An 18,952-nucleotide genomic window follows, 5' to 3' on the forward strand; every position below is an offset into this window, starting at 1 on the left:
TGCACGTGATGAGCTTTCGCGCCGCCCTCGCGGTCGCCCTGGCCGGCGGCCTTGCAGCCTGCACCGTGGGCCCCGACTTCGTGCCACCCCGCGCCGAGGTGCCGCCCGCCTGGAGCGACGCCGCGCGCAACCCGAACCAGGCGGTTTCCCTCCAGGCCGATCCGGCCCCACGCTGGTGGACCAGCTTCAACGACCCGGCGCTGAACTCGCTGATCGAGCGCACGGTGGCCGGCAACCCGGACCTGCAACAGGCGGTGCTGCGCATCGTGGAGGCGCGGCAGGCCGAGGCGGCGGCGCGCGGCGCGGGCCTGCCGAGCCTGAACGGGAGCGGCACCTACACCCGCCAGCAGCTCGGCCTGCGCGGCCTTCTGCGATCGCAGGGCGCCTTCGGCTCGATCGAGGGCCTGCGCAACAACCAGCAGCTCAATGGCCAGGAGCCCGGCCTCGGCAATCGAGCGGCGGATGCGCTGGAGAACGCCCTCAACGGCCTCACCGGACCGAGCAACCTGTTCCAGCTCGGCTTCGATGCAAGCTGGGAGCTGGACCTCTTCGGCCGCGTCCGCCGTTCGGTGGAGCAGGCCAACGCGCAAACCCAGGCCGCCGTCGAGGGCACCAACGACGCGCTCGTCACGCTGCTGGCCGAGGTGGCGCAGACCTATGCCGGGCTGCGCGGCGCGCAGGCCCTGGCGCGCACCCAGCAGCAGAACGTGGACACCGCGCGCGACCTGCTGCGGCTGACGGAGCGCCGCCGTGGCCAGGGCCTGACCACCGAGCTGGACGTGGCCAACCAGCGCGCCCAGCTGGCCAGCTACGAGGCGCAGCTGCAGCCCTTCAAGCGCCAGGCGCAGCAGGCGATGAACCGCCTCAGCGTGCTCACCGGCCAGCCGCCCGGCGCGCTGGACCAGGAGCTTTCCGTCACCGCGCCGATCCCGCCGACGCCGCCCTCCGTTCCGGTGGGCCTGCCCTCCTCGCTGGCACGGCGGCGCCCCGACATCCGCCAGGCGGAGGCGCGCCTGCACGCCGCCACCGCCGGAATCGGCGTCGCCACGGCGCAGTTCTACCCGGACATCTCGCTGACCGGCAGCATCGGCGTGCGCGCCATCGACGCCGACTACCTGACCAACTGGGCCAGCCATTTCTACTCCTTCGGCCCGGCCATCTCGCTGCCGATCTTCCAGGGCGGCCGGCTCACCGCCAACCTCCGCCTCGCCCGCGCGCAGCAGGCCGGGGCGGCGCTGGCCTACCGCGGCACCGTGCTCAACGCGCTGCGCGAGGTGGAGGACAGCCTGGTCGCCTACCGCACGGACAAGGTGCAGCGGGACCTGCTGGAGCGCGCCGTCAAGGCGGCCGAGACCGCCCTCTCCCTGGCCCGCAGCCGCTACAACAACGGCCTGTCCAACTTCCTCGACGTGCTCGACGCGCAGCGCAGCCTGGTGGAGGCGCGCCAGCAGCGCGTGCGCGCGACGCTCGCCCTGACCACCGACCTGGTCTCGCTCTACAAGGCGCTGGGCGGCGGCTGGCAGGAGGGGCTGGTGGCCTCGGTCGTGTCCATTCCGCCGCCGGAGGGCGGCCGGCCGGTGGAGTCGCTTTCGCCCGACAGTCTCGCCGGCGTGGATCCACCCGGCAGGCCGGTGCCCACCACCGCCGGCGTCGGGCCGCTGCAACCCTCCTTCCCGGCCGCCCAGCCGGCCCGCCTGCCCCCCGCCGTGCGGCCCTGAGGAGGGGAAACCGTCACGGAACCGACGCCGGGCTGTCAAACCGGCATCACGCGGAGATGCGAACACGTCGCCCGGACAACCGGGTGACCTCTCATGACGCTTCCTCGCCGCTCCCTGCTCGGCGCCGGCATGGCGCTGCCCTTCGCCAGGGCCGCCGCCGCGCAGGCCGACGCCCGGCCGGTGCTGAACATCGGCGTTCCCGAACTGCCGCCGACGCTGGAGCCGGCGCGCGAGCTGTCCAACGTCGGCACGCGGATCACCTACTCGATCTTCGACACGCTGATCCGCCGCGACTTCCTGGCCTCGCCGGATGGCGGCGGCGCCGGGCTGAAGCCCCACCTCGCCACGTCCTGGACGCGCAATGGCCCGAGCGAGCTGGTGCTGACGCTGCGCGAGGGCGTGCGCTTCCACAACGGCGACCTGCTGACGCCGGAGGACGTGGTCTATACCTTCACCTCCAATCGGATGCATGGCGAGAAGCCGCTGATGCCGGAGGCGAGGTCCTACTTCGCCACGCTCGCCGGCGTGGAGGCGGTGGGCGACAACACCGTGCGCTTCCGCACCCGCGTGCCGGACGTTCTGCTGGAGCAGCGCCTGGCCTCCTGGTGCGCCTGGATCGTCAGCAAGCGGGCCTATGAGGAGCGTGGCTTCGACGGCTTCAGCCGCGACCCCGTCGGCACCGGTCCCTACAGGCTGCGGGCGATGCAGAGCTACCAGCGCATCACCCTCGACGCCTTCGACGACTACTGGATGGCCCGCCCCACCGCGCGGCAGGTGGTGTTCCGCCAGATCCCCGAGCTGGCCGCGCGCGTCGCCGCCTTGCAGGCCGGCGACGTGGCCCTGATCACCAACGTGCCGCCCGACCAGCTGGAGATGCTGAAGCCGGTCGGGGAGGTGGATATCCGCCAGGTGGTGCTGGCCAACGTCCATGTGCTCACCTTCGACGAACGAGGCCCGGGCATGGGCGACAAGCGCATCCGGCAGGCGCTTGCCCTCGCGGTGGACCGCCGGCTTCTGGTGGAGACGCTCTGGGGCGGCGCCGCCGTGGTGCCGCACGGCCACAACTTCCCGGAATATGGCGACATGTTCCTGGAGGGCCGCTCCCTGCCCCACGACCCCGAGCGCGCGAAGCGGCTGCTGCGCGAGGCCGGCTACAACGGCCAGGAGATCACCTACCGCACCCTGCCGAACTACTACACCAACGCGCTGCGCGCGGCGCAGGTGATGATCGAGATGTGGCGCGCCGTCGGCATCAACGCGCGGCTGCAGGTGGTGGAGAACTTCCCCCAGATGCGCGCCGAGGGGCAGCAGATCGGCAACAACTCCAATTCCACGCGCCTGCCCGACCCGCTCGGCTCGCTCTGGATCTCTTGGGGGCCGTCGAGCTGGTTCCAGAAGTCCGGCGCCTTCGCCAGCACCGCGGCCTTCAACGCCGCCGGCCGCGCGCTGGAGGGCGAGACCGATCCCGCGAGGCGCAAGGCGCTGTTCAGGGCGATGCTCGACGCCTGGGAGGATGCCGCGCCTGGCACGGTGCTCTACCAGCCCGCCGAGTTCTATGCCGTGCGGAGCCGGGTGAAGTGGCGCCCCTGCACCTTCTACTTCATGGACCTGCGACCGGACAACCTGAGCTTCGCATGAACAACGACGCGCCGATCCGCCTGGTGCAGGTGAGCGACACGCATCTCTCGCCCAGCCATGGCTATTTCGCCGGCAACTTCGCCGCCTTCCGCGCCGCCATGCGTGCGGCACCGCCCGACCTGATCGTGCATTCGGGCGACCTCGCCTTCAACGGTCCCGCGGCGCCCGAGGACCTGCGCTACGGCGCGGCCGCCATGGCGGCGCTGGGGGTGCCCTGGCTGGCCATCCCGGGCAACCATGATATCGGCGAGGCGCCGCGCTTCGCCCGCCTGGAGCAACCGCTGACGGCCGCCCGCATGGCGGCCTGGCGGCAGCATGTCGGCCCGCAATGGTGGCGGCGCGATCTCGGCGCCTGGCGCGTGATCGGGCTGGACAGCGCGCTGATGGCCAGCGGCCTACCGGAGGAGGCCGAGCAGCAAGGCTTCCTCGCCGAGGCGCTGGCCACCCGCCAAGACCGGCCGGTGATGGTCTTCACCCACATGCCGCCCTTCGCCGACGATCCTGAGGACCGGGGCTTCACCACCTCAAGCCTGCCCTACGAGGCGCGCCGCGCCTTTCTCGACGCCTGCGCGGACGGCGGCGTGAAGGTCATCGCCTGCGGCCACCTGCACCTCTACCGGACCCTGCGCCATCGCGGCATGGCCATCGTCTGGGCACCCGCGACCGCCATGGTCAGCGCCCGGCGCGGCCTGGAAATGGATGGCCACCTGCCCCGCCCGGGCTACCTGGAATGGGCGCTGGAAGGCCGCGCCGCGCGCCACCGGCTGGTGCAGCCGCAGCGCATGTTCGTCATCGACATGACCGGCTGGACCGCGGCGAACGGCGGCACCACCACCACCCTGCCGCCGATGCCGGATCCGGCGGAGTTGCTTGGCGCATGAACCAGGAGAGGCGCGCGGGCGGTCCGGCCCGGCGCCTCCTGGCCAGCGGCTCAGAAGAGCAGGTTCGGCAGCACCAGCACGATGGCCGGCACAAAGATCATCAGCACGATCAGCGCGATCACCGCGCCAAGGAACGGCAGGGCGTCGCGCGTGTATTCCTCCATCGGGCAATCCAGCATGCCGCAGACGGTGAACATCGCCACGCCCACGGGCGGCGTCATGCCGCCCAGCGTCACCGTCGTCATCATCACCACGCCGAAATGCACGGGGTCGATGCCGAGGCGTGTCACCACCGGCACCAGGATGGGCGTCAGCAGCAGGGTAATGACGGTGGATTCCAGGAACATGCCGAGCACCGCGAGGAAGGCGGTGATCAGCAGCAGCAGCACGTAGCGGTTCTGCGAAAGGCTGGCCAGGAAGGCCGTGGCGTTCTGCGGCACCCGCTCCATGGTGATCATGTAGCCGATCATCGCCGAGAACATGATGATCAGCATGATCATGCCGGTATCGGCCAGGCTGTGCTGCAGCGCCTGCACCAGCTTCCGCCAGGTCAGCTCGCGATAGACCAGCATGCCGACGATGATCGCATAGGCGACGGCAAAGGCGCCCGCTTCGGACGGCGTGAAGATGCCGTAGCGGATGCCGCCGATCAGGAAGAGGGGAAAGAGCAGCGCCCACTTGCTCTCCCACACCGCCCGCAGCAGCTCGCCACCGCGCGGCGGCCGTTCCAGCTCCGCTTGGTATCCGCGCCGGACGGCGACCGCCCAGGCCGTCGCCATCAGGAAGACGGTCATCAGCACGCCCGGAATGATGCCGGCGATGAACAGCCGGCCGATCGAGACATTGCCAAGGAAGCCGTAGAGGATCAGCCCGATGCTGGGCGGGATGGTGGCGGTGATCAGCGAGCCGACGGCGATGGCGGCGGAGGCGAAGCCGCGCGAGTAGCCGCGGCTGAGCATGGCGGGGCCGAGGATGCGCGCCTCCATCGCGGCATCCGCCACCGCCGAGCCGGAAACGCCGCCCATCAGCGCGCTGAGCGCGATGGCCACCTGCGCCAGCCCGCCTCGGATCCAGCCGGCCATCGCCGTGGCCAGCCGGATCAGCCGCTCGGTGATGCCGGCCTCGTTCATCAGGTGGCCGGCGAGCACGAACAGCGGCACGGCCAGCAACGGGAAGGACTGCGTGGCCGAGACGATGCGCTGCACCGCGATGGCCGGCGGCACCGGCCCGAACAGGTAGAACAGGAAGGAGGCGCAGCCGATGGCGAAGGCCACCGGCATGCCCAGGAACATGAGCACGAAGAACAGCAGGCTGACGATCGCGGTCACAGCACCATCCCGTCCCGGCCTTCGAGGTTGAGGGCGCCATCCCGCCGCCGCAGCCCGCCGACCAGGCGGCCCACCACGGTGATCAGCATCAGCGCCGCGCCGGCCGGGATCGCCGCGGTGACCCAGCCATAGGAGATGCCGGCATCGCCCAGCTCGCGCTCCAGGTTCAGCAGGGTCAGCTTGACGCCGAGCCAGACCAGCGTCGCCAGAAAGGCGGCGATGGCCAGCAGCCACACCATCGCCAGCAGGTGCCGCACCCCTGGCGGGAAAAGCCGCACGAGGATGTCGATCTCGATGTGCTGCCAGCGCTTCAGCGCCACGTCGGCGCCAAGCACGGCAGTCCAGGCGAACAGCATCTGGGCCATGTCGATGGACCAGATCAGCGGCATGCCGACCGTGCGGGACAGCGCCCCCAGCAGCACCAGCAGGCAGACGCCGGCGAAGAGGAGGACGCCGAGCGCCTCCTCCGCCCTTTCCAGGGTCCGCATCGGCTCAGCCGGCGATGGCGGCGTCGACTTCGCGCCGCAGCGCGGCGTAGTTCAGCTTGTCGTAGACGACCTTCGTCGCCTCGCGGAAGGGCGTCAGATCGGGCGTCGCGATCTCGACCTTGGCCGCGCGCAGCTTCTTCTCGAAATCGTCCAGCGAGGCGAGGGTGGCCTTCGAGCCGACATCCCCGCCGTTCAGCGCCTCATCCCGCAGGATCGTCCGCTGCTCCGGGGAGAGCCCGTCGAACCAGGCGCGCGAGCCGACCAGCCCGGTGATGAGGTTGATGTGGCCGGTCTTGGTGATGTTCTTGATCACCTCGTAGAGGCGCGCGCCCCAGACGGCGGGGTATTGCGCCTCCGCGCCGTCGATGGCGCGCAGCTGCAGCGCCGAATAGACCTCCGTCCAGGGCAGCGGCGTCGGCGTCGCCCCCATCGCGCGGATGGTCTCCAGCCAGACCGGCGCGCCGGGGGTGCGCATCCGCACGCCGCCGAGATCGGCGGGGGTGGTCACCGGCTTGTTGGTCAGCAGGTGGCGGTCGCCCTGGAACCAGTTGAAGGACAGCACCTGGTGGCCGGAGGCCTTGCGCAGCTTTTCCGTCCAGCCCTCGAACAGTGGCGAGGTGGCGATCTTGCGCAGCTCCGGGAAGCCGCTGGCGATGTAGGGCGCGCCGAGGATGCCGAATTCGTGGACATAGGGCGCGAGCCGGCCGCCATCGACCAGCACCGCGACGCCGGCGCCGGCGCGCGCCTGCTCCAGCACGTCCTCATCCGGGCCAAGCTGCGAGGAGGGAAACAGGTTCACGCGCAGGCTGCCGCCGCTGCGCTTCTCGACCGCCTCCTTGAAGGCGCGCAGGCCGTTGAACATCGGGTCGTCATCGGTCAGCGCCGAGTTGACGCTGAGCGTGGCCGACTGGGCGAAGGCGCGGCGAACCACCAGGGGAGAGGCAAGCGCGCCAGCCATGACGATACGACGGGTAAGCATGAACGTCCTCCTTTGCTGCCGGTCTGTTGGGCTGCCGGTCTGTTCGGCTGCCGGTCTGCGCACGCCGCGGCGTGCGGTCTGGTTGTCGCGCCCGCCCCGTCGCGGCGGGCGGCGGCGCGGGTCCGTCTTCCGCGCCCTGCACGCCTGCCGACCGGATCGCGGGAACCGGCGGCAGCCCTGCGGGCTCGCTTCCTTTCAGCGCCCCGGCGGCCCTTCCGTCGCCTCCGCTTGCCAGATCGCCGCGGCGGCCTCTTCCGGGAAAGCGACGGCGAGCGAACGCAGCGCGTGGTCGCGCATGATCGCTTCGGCCTTCCGTGCCGCCCCCGCCTCGATCGCGGCCACGATCGCGTGGTGTTCCTCCACGGCGCGCTGCCGCTCGGCGGGCGAGGACAGCACGCGGGCGCGGCCGAGATAATCGTAGGCACGCAGGCGCTCGAGCAGCCTCCGCAGATCGCCGCTGCCCGCCGCGGCATGGATCGCCGCATGCAGGGCGTCGTTGGCGGCGGCCACCGCCTCGGCGTCCTCCTGTTTCGTGGCGCGGCGCACGGCGGCGAGGCGGCTGCGCAGCGCGGAACAGCCGGCGGCGTCGATGCGGGTGGCGGCCAGCGCCGCGGCCACGCCCTCCAGCGCGGAGCGGATCAGGCCGATCTCCGTCAGCCGCGTCGCGCTGAGATCGGCCACATAGGTGCCGCTGCGCGGCTGCGTCTCGACCAGCCCCTCGGTTTCCAGGCGGCGCAGCGCATCCCGCACCGGCTGCGCGGAGATGTTGAGGGCGGCGGCCAGGCCCCGTTCGGAAAGGCGCGCGCCCGGCTGCAGGGTGCCAAGCACGATGGCCTCGCGGATGCGCTCATGGGCCAGGTCGGCCAGCGAGCGCGGGTCGGTGGCATCCAGGCTGTTGAAGGGCTGAAGGCTCGGCACAAAACTGCAATAGCAGATCACGCCGTTGCGAAACAAGAACGTTGGCGCCAAGCGGCTCAGGCGGCCGTTGAGGCTTCTGTGATGCGCCTGCGCATGCTGGCGGCGGGCACCAGGACGCGACGGAGGACCAGGCGTGGCGGCGCGCCCCGCAGCGATGCGCAGGTGCCTCGCTGGTCCTGATGGGGCGATGGACGGGAATGCGCAGATGCGTTCCGCGCGAGGCCGTGGCGGGCCAGGGCTGGTTGCCGGAGCGATCCGGCGGGAGAAAACCGGCCGCGTGCCGGAAGCGCCTGGAGCGGGCGATGGGAATCGAACCCACGACATTCAGCTTGGGAAGCTGACGTTCTACCTCTGAACTACGCCCGCGTCGCCGGTCGTTGTAGCCCGGCCTTGTGCGGGGGGCAAGCCGGGCGTAAGGTCCGGCGGCCTTGCGAGAGGCGCTCGCGATTTGTCCGGCCAGCTTGCGGCGAGCTTAAACAATCGCGCTAAACGGCCGCGGCGGGGCTGTTGTGCCAGACCTCCGCCCGACCGGGCCGGTTTGTGTGTGATGCAAGCCCGAGAGTCGCCCGTCCCATGGCAAAGCCCGCCTCAGACCGCCCCTTTCGCCCCGCCACCCTGCTGGTGCGCGGCGGGCAGATGCGCAGCAACCTCGACGAGACCTCCGAGTCGCTCTACCTGACCTCCGGCTTCGTCTATGACAGCGCCGTGCAGGCCGAGCAGACCTTCACCGGCGAGGCGCAGCACTTCCAGTACTCCCGCTTCGGCAACCCGACCGTGCAGATGCTGGAGGCCCGCCTCGCCGCGCTGGAAGGTGCCGAGGCCTGCCGCGCCACCGCCACCGGCATGGCCGCCGTCAGTTCCGCCATGCTTTCGCATCTGAAGACAGGCGATCGCGTGGTGGCCAGCCGCGCGCTGTTCGGCTCCTGCCACTGGATCGTCTCCACCCTGCTGCCCCGCTATGGCATCCAGACCGAGTTCGTGGACGGCGGCGACCTCGCGCAATGGGAGGCGGCCTTCAAGCGCCCCTGCCAGATGGTGCTGATCGAGACGCCCTCGAACCCGATGCTGGATCTCGTGGACCTGAAGGCCGTCTGCGACCTGGCGCATGCCGCCGGCGCGGTGGTCGTGGTGGACAACGTCTTCGCCACGCCGCTGCTGCAGAAGCCGATGAAGTTCGGCGCCGACGTGGTGGTTTATTCCGCCACCAAGCACTTCGACGGCCAGGGCCGCGTGCTGGGCGGCGCCGTGCTGGGCAGCAAGAAGTGGGTGGAGGAGGTGCTGCAGCCCTTCATCCGCAACACCGGCCCGGCCATCTCGCCCTTCAACGCCTGGGTCATCCTGAAAGGGCTGGAGACGCTGCACCTCCGCGTGCCCGCCATGTGCCGCAGCGCCGCCGCCATCGCGCAGATGCTGGAGGAGCGCGCCGAGATCGGCCGCGTCTGCTATCCCTACCTCGCCAGCCATCCGCAATACGCGCTGGCCAAGCAGCAGATGACGGGCGGTGGCACGCTGGTCAGCTTCGAGCTGAAGGGCGGCAAGGAGGCGGCCTTCCGCTTCCTCGACGCGCTGCGGGTGGTGGACATCTCCAACAACCTCGGCGACTCCAAGAGCCTGATCACCCACCCCGCGACGACCACGCATATGCGCGTCTCGGCCGAGGAGCGGGCGCGGCTCGGCATCTCCGATGGCGCGGTGCGCCTTTCCGTCGGCCTGGAGGATGTCGAGGACCTGGTGGAGGACATCGCCGCGGCGCTGGACGTGGTGGCGGGCAACCCGGCGCCGAAGAAGAAGCCCTTGGCACGGATGGTGGTGGAGGAAAGCGTGGCTCCCGCGCCCAAGAAGCCGGCCGCGCGCTCCAGGACCAGGCCGGCGAAGCCCGGGCCGGCGAAACCCGCGCCCCGCAAGACGGCCGCCAAGACCAGGTCCGCCGAGCCCGCCGCCGCCCCGGCCGCGGCGCCGGAGCCCGACCTCTTCGCCGAGCCCGCACCCCGCCGCAAGCGCGGCTGAGGAAGCAGGAAAAATCGGGGGAAGCAATTCCCCCGAACTCCCATCTTCTTTTTGTCGGCCTGGCGCTGCGCGCGCCGCCGGCGCGGGAAACCCGAAGAAAATGGATGGGGCTTTCGGGGAATTCCTTCCCCCAGGCTTTTCCTCCCCTGGGCTTTTCCTCCCCCGGGCTTTTCCTCCCCCGGGCTTTTCCTATGCCACCGCCCGCCCGAACCGGGCACGGTACTCCGCCGGCGAGGCTTCGAGCCGGCGCAGAAATGCCCGGCGCATTCGCTCGTCATCGCCAAAGCCGCAGCGGCGGGCGATTTCCGCCACCGCCAGTTCCCCGGTCTCCAGCAAGTGCCGCGCCGCCTCCACGCGCAGCCCTTCCACCGCATGGGCGGGCGTTTCGCCGGTCTGCGCGACAAAGGCGCGGGCGAAGCTGCGCGGCGCCATGCCGGCGCGCTCCGCGAGCACTTCCACGCGCAGGTCGGCCGAGAGATTGGCCGCCATCCAGCCCAGCAGCCCGGCGAAGTCGCTGTCGCGGCTGCTGGCCTGGGCTGCCAGCGCGGCGCTGAACTGTGCCTGCCCGCCGGGCCGCTTCAGGAAGACCACAAGGCGCTGCGCCACCTCCAGCGCCGCGGCGTGGCCAAGATCCTCCTCCACCAGCGCCAGCGCCATGTCGATGCCGGCGGTCACCCCGGCCGAGGTCCAGAAGCGGCCGTCGCGCACGAAGATCGGCTCCGGCCGCACCATCACGCCGGGGTGGCGCCGCTGGAGCGCGGCGCAATGGCGCCAGTGTGTTGTGGCGGCGCGGCCCTCCAGCAGCCCCGCCGCGGCAAGGATGAACGAACCCAGGCAGACCGAGGCCACCCGCCGCGCCGCGCCAGCCATGCTGCGCAACCAGTCCAGGAAGGCGGCATCCTCCGCCGCCGCCAGCGCCCCTTCGCCGCCCGGCACAAGCAGCGTGTCGGCCGGCGCCTCTCCCAAGCTCGCCCAGGGCATGCTGTCCAGCCCGACCCCCAGCTCGGTCGCCACTGCACCACCCTGCGGCGAGACGAGGTGCAGGCGGTACGGAACCGGAGCGCCCTGCCCCGCCAGCCGGGCGGCGGCGGCGAAAACCTCCGCCGGCCCCGCCACGTCGAGCAGCATCACCCCGGGATAGAGCGGAAGGACCACGGAGCGCGGCTTGGCAGGAAAGGAGGGCATGATGTCCTTCATGCCAGAGCCTCCGCGCGGCAGGCTAGCGCCAATGCCCCGAGGAACCATCTCCATGCCCCAACCCATCAACGAGACCTGCCCCTGGTCGGGCAAGCCGGTCGCGCCCGAGGCCCTGACGCGCTGGCAGGACGAGCCCGTCGGCTTCTGCGATCCCGGCTGCCGCGACAAGTTCGCCGGCGCGACGGCACATTTCGAGGCCGCCCTCGCCGCCCTGCCGCCGCCGCCCACCCTGCTTGGCCTCGCGGGCGTGCAGCCGGCCCCCGCGCGGCTGGCCGAGGCGGTGCTGGTGGTGATCGACGCCCAGGAGGAATACCGCAGCGGGCATCTGCCGCTGGAGGGCATCGCGGCGGCCAGCGAGCGGCTCGCCGCCCTGCTCGCCCGCGCCCGCGCGGCCGGGACGCCGGTGATCCATGTGGCGCATCGCGGCCGCGCCGGCGGCCTTCTCGACCCGGCCGCGGGCGGCGCCATCCTGGAGGCGGCGCGGCCCGAGGCGGGCGAGGCGGTGATCGGCAAGACCCTGCCCAACGCCTTCGCCGGCACCGACCTCCAGGCGCGCATCGCCGCGACCGGCCGGGGCAAGCTGCTGCTGGCCGGCTTCATGACGCATATGTGCGTCTCCTCCACCGCGCGGGCGGCGCTGGATCTCGGCCTGCCGGCGACGGTCGCCGCCGACGCCACCGCGACCCGTCCCCTGCCCGATCCGCTCGGCGGCATCCGGCTTCCGGCCGCCTGGGTCCAGCGCGTGGCATTGGCGGCGCTCGCGGATCGCTTCGCCGCCGTGGTTCCGGTGGAGGCCGTGCCGGCATGAGCGCGACGCTGTTCCATGGCGCTGCCCTGCCGGGCGGCACGGCCTGGTCCGGCCCCGCGGTGGCGCGAATCCCCGACGCGGTGGTGAAGCTGCGCTGGACCGACCAGCCCTATCGCTGGCACGTCAACACGGGCCAGGAGGTCTTCGCGGTGCTGGCCGGGCGGGTGGCGATGCACCTGCGCGAGGATGGGGCGGAGCGGGTCGTCACGCTTGGCCCCGGGGACCTGCTGCACCTCCCCGCGGGCGCCGAGCACGTGGCGCATCCGCAGGGCCCGGCCTGCCTGCTGGTGGTGGAGCAGGCCGGCAGCGACGAGCTCACTTGCGCGGCGGGAAGAAGCTCTTGCCGTCCAGGTAGCCCTTGCGCCAGCGCGAGATCTGCACGCGCTCGAAGAGGCCGGCCTTGCTGAAGGGATCGGCGGCGATGAAGGCCTCGGCTTCCGCGCGGGTCTCGACATCGACGATGTAGAGGCCGCCGCCGGCGTCGCTGCCGTCGTCCTTCAGCTTGGCGCCGCAGGCGAGCAGCCTGTCCATGTTGGCGTCCAGGTAGTCGAGGTGCTCGTCGCGCGTGGACTTGCGCAGCGCGAGGCTGTCCGGCTTGTCGAAGGTTTCGATGATGTAGGGCATCGGGCTGCGTTCCTCCAGGCTTATGGCTTCGGCCAGCCTAGCGTCTGGACGGGCCGGCGCCATCCCCCGCCATGGCGGAAGGAAGGGCGCGGACCGGGGCCTGCACGCCCTGCCCGCGTGCAAAGTCAGCCCCCGGCGGCACCCCCTTCAGGCGCCGCGCGGTTTGATCGGGCGGTTCGCAAGTCTGCGCCCGATCGCCCCGGTCCGCTTCCGGCGCCCGCCTCCCCTGCGGGCCGGCGCCGGATCTCGCAAAGCTGGATGGGCTGGCGGATCCGGGGGGAGAAGCGGGACCCTCTGCGCGGTGGGACGGTAGTGACCGCGTCCACCAGCCTATCGCTGCAATTGCGAGTTATTCGCAGTAAATGCCGGCAGGCCGGCCGCGTCAAGCACGCTTTGCGGGGTGGCGGGAAAAAACCGGCGGGGCGATGGGCGCCCCGCCGGCTGGCCGTCAGATCACCAGCTCGATCAGGAACGGCGCGTTCTGCGCGCAGGACTGCGCCAGCAGGTCGCCGCACTGCTCCAGCGTGGTGGCGCGCGCGGCCTCCACCCCCATGCCGCCGGCCAGCCGCAGCCAGTCGAGGTCCGGGTTGCCGAGGTCGAGCATGCTCATCGCCGTCGGGCCCGGATTGGCGCCGACGTTCTGGTACTCGCCGATCAGGATCTGGTACTTGCGGTTGGACAGGATGATGGTGGTGACGGGCAGCTTCTCGCGCGCCTGGGTCCAGAGCGACTGCAGCGTGTACATGGCCGAGCCGTCGGCCTGCAGGTTGATCACGCGCCGCTGCCCGCCGGCGCCGATCGCCGCCCCGGTGGCCAGCGGCATGCCGCAGCCGATGGCGCCGCCGGTGATCTGCAACCAGTCATGCGGCGGCGCCGCGTGGGTCTCCTTGTAGAAGCCGCGGCCGAAGGAAACGCTCTCGTCGGCCACGATGCTGCCCTCCGGCATCAGCGCGGCCAGCGTGCGGGCCAGGCCCTCCGGCGTCGGCGCGCCACGCGCAGGGTCCGGGCGCGGGCCGGGATCGGGCATGGCGGCCTCCGGCGCGCCCAGCTCCTCCACCAGCGCCTGCAGCGCGGCGATGCCGTCCTCCTCGTAGCGGGAGAGGACATGCACCTCGGCCGTCTCGGGGTAATGCCGGCTCGGCTTGCCGGGATAGGCGAAGAAGCCGACCGGCGCCTTGGCGTTCACCAGGATCAGGTGCTCGACCCACTTGAGCGACTCGATCGCCATGTCCACCGGATAGGGCACCCGCTCCAGCTGGAGGCGGCCGCGGCCGCGCTCGACGCGGGCGTTGGACATCTCGGCCAGCACGCGCTGGCCGGTGGCCTGCGCGGCGCGCCAGGCGAGCGCCTGCGCCTCGCCCCGCAGGCCGATGCCGCCCAGCAGGATCAGCACGTTCTTCTTCTCGCGCAGCACGCGGGCGGCGGTCTTCACTGCATGCGGGTCGGGCGTGGTGGCGGGCGGCACGGGCAGCGCCTCGGCGGGCTCGCCGCCCTCGTTCCAGGCGGTGTCGGCCGGCAGGATCAGGGTGGCGATCTGCCCCGGCGCGGTGCGGGCGGCCTGCACGGCCACGGCGGCATCGGCGCCGACGCGCTTGGCGTCCATCGCCGTCCGCACCCAGCCGGAGACGGGCCGCGCCCAGCCCTCGGTATCGGCGGTGAGCTGGGCGTCGAGCGGGCGGTGGTAGGTCGCCTGGTCGCCCACGATGTTGACGATGCCGCTGCGGGCACGCCGGGCGTTGTGCAGGTTGGCGAGGCCGTTGGCGAGGCCCGGGCCGCAGTGCAGCAGGGTGGCGGCCGGCTTCTCGCTCATGCGCCAATAGCCATCGGCCATGCCGGTGACGATGTTCTCCTGCAGGCCCAGCACGCAGCGCATGCCGGGAATCCGGTCCAGTGCGGCGACGAAGTGCATCTCGCTCGTGCCTGGATTGGCGAAGCAGGTATCCACCCCGCTCTTCAGCAGCGTATGGACCAGGCTCTCGGCGCCGTTCATAGACCGTCCTCCCTTGGCGAATCAGCCGCGCAGGGTGCCGCCAAAATCAGGATGGGCCAAGTGGGGCGGGAACGGATTGGCGGGGTCAGGGGGAACACCGCTCCCCCGGCGGGGGTCGCCGGAGGCGGCGTCCCCTGCCCCTTTCAGGCCAGCCAGTGCGGGACCGGCAGCCCCTTGCTCCGCAGGAACTCGGGATTGAACAGCTTGGACTGATACCGCGCCCCACCGTCGCAAAGGATGGTGGCGACGGTGTGCCCCGGCCCCAGCGCCTTGGCGACGCGCACCGCGGCCGCCACGTTCAGCCCGGCGCTGCCACCGACCGAGAGCCCTTCCTCGACCAGCAGCGAGAAGACCCATTGCAGCGCCTCGGCGTCCGGGATGGTCTCGGCGCTGTCGATCGGCGCGCCCTCCAGGTTGCCCGGCACGCGGGCCGCCTGGCCGATCCCCTCGGTGATGGAATTGCCCGGCGTGGCCTTCACCGTGCCGGCCTTCACCCAGGGGGCAAGCGCGCTGCCCTCGGGATCGGCGAGCACGATGCGGACCCGGTCGTTCCGCGCCTTCAGCGCCAGGGCCACGCCAGCCAGGGTGCCGCCGGTGCCGCAGGCGCAGGTGAAGGCGTCCACCCGCCCCTCCGTCTGCTCCCAGATCTCGCGGCCGGTGTACTGCTCATGCGCGCGGCGGTTGGCCAGGTTGTCGAACTGGTTGGCCCAGATGGTCCTGCCCCCCGCGGCCTGCATCTCCTCCGCCAGCCGCCGGGAGACATGCACGTAGTTTCCGGGATCGGCATAGGGCTTGGCCGGCACCGGCCGCAGGTCGGCACCGATCATGCGGAGGAAGTCGAGCTTCTCCCGGCTCTGCGTCTCAGGCACCACAATGACGCTGCGCCACCCCCGCGCATTGGCGGCCAGCGCCAGCCCGATGCCGGTGTTGCCGGCGGTGCCCTCGACCACCGTGCCCGGCTGCCCCGGCACCAGCAGCCCCTGCTCCACGGCATCCTGCAGGATGCCCAGCGCGGCGCGGTCCTTCACCGAGCCGCCGGGGTTCATGAACTCGGCCTTGCCCAGGATCTCGCAGCCCGTCTCCTCGGAGGCGCGCTGGAGGCGAATGAGCGGCGTGTTGTGCACCGCCCCCCAGAATCCGTCGGCGATGGGGAGAGCCGGCATCAGGAATCCTTCAGGTCGACCCAGCGGAGATAGGGCTTCTGCGCCTCCCAGCCCTGGGGGAACCGCTCCTTCGCCTGCTCGTCCGTGACGCTCGGAACAATGATGGCGCGCTCGCCCTTCTGCCAGTTCACCGGCGTGGCGACCTTGTGGCGGTCGGTGAGCTGGAGGCTGTCGATCACCCGCAGCACCTCCTGGAAGTTCCGCCCGGTGGAGGGCGGATAGGTGAGCATCAGCCGCACCTTCTTCTGCGGATCGATCACAAAGACCGTCCGCACGGTGACCGCCGGGTCGGCCTCGGGATGGATCATGCCGTAGAGCTCGGACACCTTGCGGTCCTGGTCGGCGATCATCGGGAAGTTGACGGCCGCGCCCTGGGTCTCGGCGATGTCGGCCTCCCAGCCGGCATGGCGGTCCAGCGGGTCCACGGAAAGGCCAATGACCTTGGCGTTGCGCCGCTCGAACTCGGGCTTCAGCCGGGCCGCCTCTCCCAGTTCGGTGGTGCAGACGGGCGTGAAATCCTTGGGATGGCTGAACAGCACCACCCAGGACTCGCCGGCCCAGTCATGAAAGCGGATGGTTCCGGCAGTGGTCTCGGCCGTGAAGTCCGGGGCCGTTTGTCCGAGCTGAATGGTCATGCGGCGTCCTCCTGGTTCCGGCGCGGAAGAAATCACGCGACAGGAACGTGGTCAATCCGCCCTCAACACCACCGGCGGGGCCTAAAGCCCTTGAAACCCGCGTAGATTTGCGGCTCCGGTCCCGGCACCCACGAGCCGGCTAGAGCAGATCCCGTTCCGGTTGCATCATCGGGACGGGTGAAGATGCTCGTCAAAACAAACGGCTAGAGCATGCTCTCGGGATGTCGAAGCAGCCAGAGCCGCTCATGCGCGGCGACGAGGCTCTCCATGCTCTTGCGCCGGTTCTGATCGGGCATGGTGGGGCGGCGCGTCACCATCTTCTCCAGCACCAGGAGCAGTTCCTGCGCCACCTCTAGATCTCCCTGGTCGCAGGCCTGATGGAAGGCGATCAGGATCTTGTCGGACAGGCGGCGTGTATGACGAGGCGTTGCAGGGGTGCTGCGCGACGCGTCATGCCCTGCGGGGCCGTCCGACCACTCATCCGCCATGTCGCCCATGCTCCTCATCCTCACCAGCGGGATGCCAGTACACACTTGCAGTCAATTCCGCCCCACCCTCTTGGGTTGTGGCGAATCGCGTTTGTATGAATTTACCGACGATACTCCGGTTCACAAGCCGCAAGACGCTGGCAGCCCTCCAATCCTGCCCCCCGGCGCCGGCGGCTCCGGAAAAGCCTCAGCGCCTGGCGAGCTGCGCCCGGATCGCGGCGGCGACCGCCTCGGGCGGGGTCTGCGGGCGCAGCAGGGCCGTCACCTTTCCCCCCTCGCCGATCAGATAGATGAAGGAGGAGTGATCCATGAGGTATTCGCTCATCTCCGGCCGCTCCACCTTGGCGTAGAAGACGCGGAAGCGCCGGGCCGCCTCGGCCACCTGCTCCGGCGTGCCGGTCAGCCCCACCATGCGCGGGTGGAAATTGCTCACATAGGCCTTGAGCTGCGCCGGAGTGTCGCGCTCTGGATCGATGGTGAACAGCGCCGGCGTGACCTGCGCCGCCTCCGCGGGCGTCAGCAGATCCATGGCGCTGGCGATGCCGCCCAGCTCGGTCGGGCAGACATCGGGGCAGAACGTGTAGCCAAAATAGGCCACCATGACCTGGCCCTTGAAATCCGCCTCGGTGACGGGGCGACCCTCCTGGTTCACCAGGGTGAAGGGGCCGCCGAGGGACATGCTGCCGGGAAGCTGGACGCTTCCGGGAATGGCAGGCGCGGGTGCCTCCCCCCCCGTCAGCCGGGCGATCTGGCGGACAAAGGCATCGCCGAGCGGCTCGCCCGGCTCCCGGCCGAACCAGGCGACGCCCCAGAGCACGGCAAGGGTCGCGATCAGAGCCAGGACGAGGATGCGGAGGGCGCGTTGCATGGCCCCCTGCTTAGACCATCCCGCGCCACTTGGTCAGGGGGTGCGGCCCGCGCGGGGAGCCGCACCGTGTTGCAATGCGTAACCGCCGCGGCTCAGCCGGGGAGGATCGCACCTTCCGGCTGCTTCTCGGAGAAGATGCCCTCGGCGAAGGCCTCCTCCCAGGTGCCCTGGGTGCTGGCCTTGGAATACTCGGTCGCGCGGCCCTCGAAGAAGTTCATGTGCTCGACCGCGTTCAGGATCTCGTCCAGCCAGGGCAGCGGGTTCTTCTCGATGCCGTAGAAAGGGTCGAGCCCGAGCTGCTGCAGGCGGCGGTCGGCGATGAAGCGGATGTACTTCTTGATGTCCTCCGGCGTCATGCCCTGCACGCCGCCCAGCTCGAAGGCGAGGTCGATGAAGGCGTCCTCGTGCTCGACGATGGTGGTGCAGATGGTGACCAGCTCCTGGCGGAACTGCTCGGTCCAGATCTCCGGGTTCTCCTGGATGAAGGTGCGGAACAGCCGGATGACGGAAAGGCAGTGCAGCGTCTCGTCGCGCACCGACCAGGTCACGATCTGCCCCATCCCCTTCATCTTGTTGAAGCGGGGGAAGTTCAGCAGGATGGCGAAGGAGGCGAAGAGCTGCAGGCCCTCGGTGAAGGCGCCGAAGGCGGCCAGCGTCTTGGCGATCTCGGTCTTGTTCTCGACCGAGAAGGTCTGCATGTAGTCGTACTTGTCCTTCATCTCCTTGTACTTGAGGAAGGCCTGGTACTCGGTCTCGGGCATGCCGATGGTGTCGAGCAGGTGCGAGTACGCCGCGATGTGGATCGTCTCGATGTTGCTGAACGACGAAAGCATCATCAGCACTTCGGTCGGCTTGAAGACCTGGCTGTAGTACTTCATGTAGGCGCCGTTCACCTCGACATCCGCCTGGGTGAAGAAGCGGAAGATCTGCGTGACGAGGTTGCGCTCCACGTCGGTCAGGTTCTTCTGCCAGTCCTTCACGTCATCGGCCATCGGCACCTCTTCCGGCAGCCAGTGGACGCGCTGCTGCGTCAGCCACGCGTCGTAGGCCCAGGGATAGCGGAAGGGCTTGTAGACCGGGTTGGCGGTCAGCAGGTCGAACTTCTCGGGCGCGCTTTCGGCGGTCGCGGACATGGCGGGATCTCCGGCATTCGGTCGCGGGGCTGCCGCCCCGCCCCCGGAGGGGACAGGCGGCGCCGCCGCGGGTCAAAGAGAGTCTGTGT

The 18,952-nt window shown here is 70.6% G+C and carries 17 protein-coding genes, 1 tRNA gene, 1 pseudogene and 1 riboswitch; of the genes and pseudogenes, 6 read left to right on the forward strand and 13 right to left on the reverse strand.

All coding sequences use genetic code 11. The features are described 5' to 3' along the window. Positions 1 to 8 precede the first annotated feature (8 nt). From E0493_RS04155 to E0493_RS04165, 3 genes are all read left to right on the forward strand, one after another. The gene (locus E0493_RS04155) at positions 9 to 1,718 is read left to right on the forward strand and encodes an efflux transporter outer membrane subunit (protein WP_160935672.1); all 1,710 of its coding nucleotides are present in this window, start codon (positions 9 to 11) and stop codon (positions 1,716 to 1,718) included. A 93-nt stretch (positions 1,719 to 1,811) separates the two neighbouring features. Beyond that, the gene (locus E0493_RS04160; protein WP_160935673.1) at positions 1,812 to 3,356 is read left to right on the forward strand and encodes an ABC transporter substrate-binding protein; all 1,545 of its coding nucleotides are present in this window, start codon (positions 1,812 to 1,814) and stop codon (positions 3,354 to 3,356) included. Further along, the gene (locus tag E0493_RS04165) at positions 3,353 to 4,237 is read left to right on the forward strand and encodes a metallophosphoesterase family protein (RefSeq protein ID WP_160935674.1); all 885 of its coding nucleotides are present in this window, start codon (positions 3,353 to 3,355) and stop codon (positions 4,235 to 4,237) included. The genes E0493_RS04160 and E0493_RS04165 overlap by 4 nt, the downstream gene beginning before the upstream one ends. A 50-nt stretch (positions 4,238 to 4,287) precedes the next feature. Here E0493_RS04165 and E0493_RS04170 read toward each other — a convergent pair whose 3' ends face one another. The 5 genes from E0493_RS04170 to E0493_RS04190 all read right to left on the reverse strand — a co-directional run bounded on the left by E0493_RS04170 (position 4,288) and on the right by E0493_RS04190 (position 8,316). Next, entirely contained in the window at positions 4,288 to 5,565 is a 1,278-nt protein-coding gene (locus E0493_RS04170) for a TRAP transporter large permease (protein WP_367614453.1), read from the reverse strand. After that, a complete protein-coding gene (locus E0493_RS04175) occupies positions 5,562 to 6,053 on the reverse strand; it encodes a TRAP transporter small permease (protein ID WP_160935675.1) in 492 nt (163 codons plus the stop codon). The genes E0493_RS04170 and E0493_RS04175 overlap by 4 nt, the downstream gene beginning before the upstream one ends. Positions 6,054 to 6,057: 4 nt before the next feature. Beyond that, positions 6,058 to 7,032 (reverse strand): C4-dicarboxylate TRAP transporter substrate-binding protein, encoded by a 975-nt coding sequence (locus tag E0493_RS04180; protein WP_160935676.1) that lies wholly within the window; start codon positions 7,030 to 7,032, stop codon positions 6,058 to 6,060. Positions 7,033 to 7,227: 195 nt separating this feature from the next. After that, positions 7,228 to 7,986 carry a GntR family transcriptional regulator gene (locus E0493_RS04185; RefSeq protein ID WP_235913590.1) on the reverse strand — a complete coding sequence of 253 codons (759 nt, stop codon included), beginning with the start codon at positions 7,984 to 7,986 and terminating at the stop codon, positions 7,228 to 7,230. A 255-nt stretch (positions 7,987 to 8,241) separates the two neighbouring features. Then, a tRNA-Gly gene (locus tag E0493_RS04190) sits at positions 8,242 to 8,316 on the reverse strand. Positions 8,317 to 8,380: 64 nt separating this feature from the next. Beyond that, positions 8,381 to 8,459: riboswitch (SAM riboswitch) on the forward strand. Between the two features lie 64 nt (positions 8,460 to 8,523). Here E0493_RS04190 and metZ point away from each other — a divergent pair. Beyond that, positions 8,524 to 9,705 (forward strand): annotated as a pseudogene (gene metZ / locus E0493_RS04195) (O-succinylhomoserine sulfhydrylase); the annotation flags it as partial. A gap of 441 nt (positions 9,706 to 10,146) precedes the next feature. Here metZ and E0493_RS04200 read toward each other — a convergent pair. Further along, the gene (locus tag E0493_RS04200; protein ID WP_160935679.1) at positions 10,147 to 11,154 is read right to left on the reverse strand and encodes a GlxA family transcriptional regulator; all 1,008 of its coding nucleotides are present in this window, start codon (positions 11,152 to 11,154) and stop codon (positions 10,147 to 10,149) included. Positions 11,155 to 11,206: 52 nt separating this feature from the next. On the opposite strand from E0493_RS04200, the gene E0493_RS04205 reads away from it, so the two are divergent. Both E0493_RS04205 and E0493_RS04210 read left to right on the forward strand, forming a co-directional pair. Next, positions 11,207 to 11,962 (forward strand): isochorismatase family protein, encoded by a 756-nt coding sequence (locus E0493_RS04205; protein WP_160935680.1) that lies wholly within the window; start codon positions 11,207 to 11,209, stop codon positions 11,960 to 11,962. Then, complete coding sequence (locus E0493_RS04210; RefSeq protein WP_160935681.1) at positions 11,959 to 12,369, forward strand: cupin domain-containing protein; 411 nt, start codon at positions 11,959 to 11,961, stop codon at positions 12,367 to 12,369. The genes E0493_RS04205 and E0493_RS04210 overlap by 4 nt, the downstream gene beginning before the upstream one ends. On the opposite strand, the gene E0493_RS04215 is transcribed toward E0493_RS04210, so the two are convergent. The 7 genes from E0493_RS04215 to E0493_RS04245 all read right to left on the reverse strand — a co-directional run bounded on the left by E0493_RS04215 (position 12,278) and on the right by E0493_RS04245 (position 18,863). Next, a complete protein-coding gene (locus E0493_RS04215; protein ID WP_160935682.1) occupies positions 12,278 to 12,586 on the reverse strand; it encodes a YciI family protein in 309 nt (102 codons plus the stop codon). The two genes, E0493_RS04210 and E0493_RS04215, sit on opposite strands and share 92 nt — an antisense overlap. 448 nt (positions 12,587 to 13,034) lie before the next feature. Next, positions 13,035 to 14,576 (reverse strand): acetolactate synthase large subunit, encoded by a 1,542-nt coding sequence (locus tag E0493_RS04220; protein ID WP_160935683.1) that lies wholly within the window; start codon positions 14,574 to 14,576, stop codon positions 13,035 to 13,037. A 143-nt stretch (positions 14,577 to 14,719) separates the two neighbouring features. After that, positions 14,720 to 15,739: a cysteine synthase A gene (locus tag E0493_RS04225; RefSeq protein ID WP_160935684.1), complete on the reverse strand. Its 1,020-nt coding sequence runs from the start codon at positions 15,737 to 15,739 to the stop codon at positions 14,720 to 14,722. Continuing rightward, complete coding sequence (locus tag E0493_RS04230) at positions 15,739 to 16,374, reverse strand: peroxiredoxin (protein ID WP_160935685.1); 636 nt, start codon at positions 16,372 to 16,374, stop codon at positions 15,739 to 15,741. Before E0493_RS04230 ends, E0493_RS04225 begins: the two co-directional genes overlap by 1 nt. 203 nt (positions 16,375 to 16,577) lie before the next feature. Further along, positions 16,578 to 16,862, reverse strand: coding sequence for a hypothetical protein (locus E0493_RS04235; RefSeq protein WP_160935910.1), 285 nt, complete (start codon positions 16,860 to 16,862; stop codon positions 16,578 to 16,580). Positions 16,863 to 17,049: 187 nt separating this feature from the next. After that, positions 17,050 to 17,730 carry an SCO family protein gene (locus tag E0493_RS04240; protein WP_160935686.1) on the reverse strand — a complete coding sequence of 227 codons (681 nt, stop codon included), beginning with the start codon at positions 17,728 to 17,730 and terminating at the stop codon, positions 17,050 to 17,052. A gap of 92 nt (positions 17,731 to 17,822) precedes the next feature. Beyond that, the gene (locus E0493_RS04245; RefSeq protein WP_160935687.1) at positions 17,823 to 18,863 is read right to left on the reverse strand and encodes a ribonucleotide-diphosphate reductase subunit beta; all 1,041 of its coding nucleotides are present in this window, start codon (positions 18,861 to 18,863) and stop codon (positions 17,823 to 17,825) included. Positions 18,864 to 18,952 lie beyond the last annotated feature (89 nt).

Source organism: Teichococcus coralli (assembly GCF_009829925.1).
In the GTDB taxonomy this organism is placed as follows: domain Bacteria; phylum Pseudomonadota; class Alphaproteobacteria; order Acetobacterales; family Acetobacteraceae; genus Pseudoroseomonas; species Pseudoroseomonas coralli.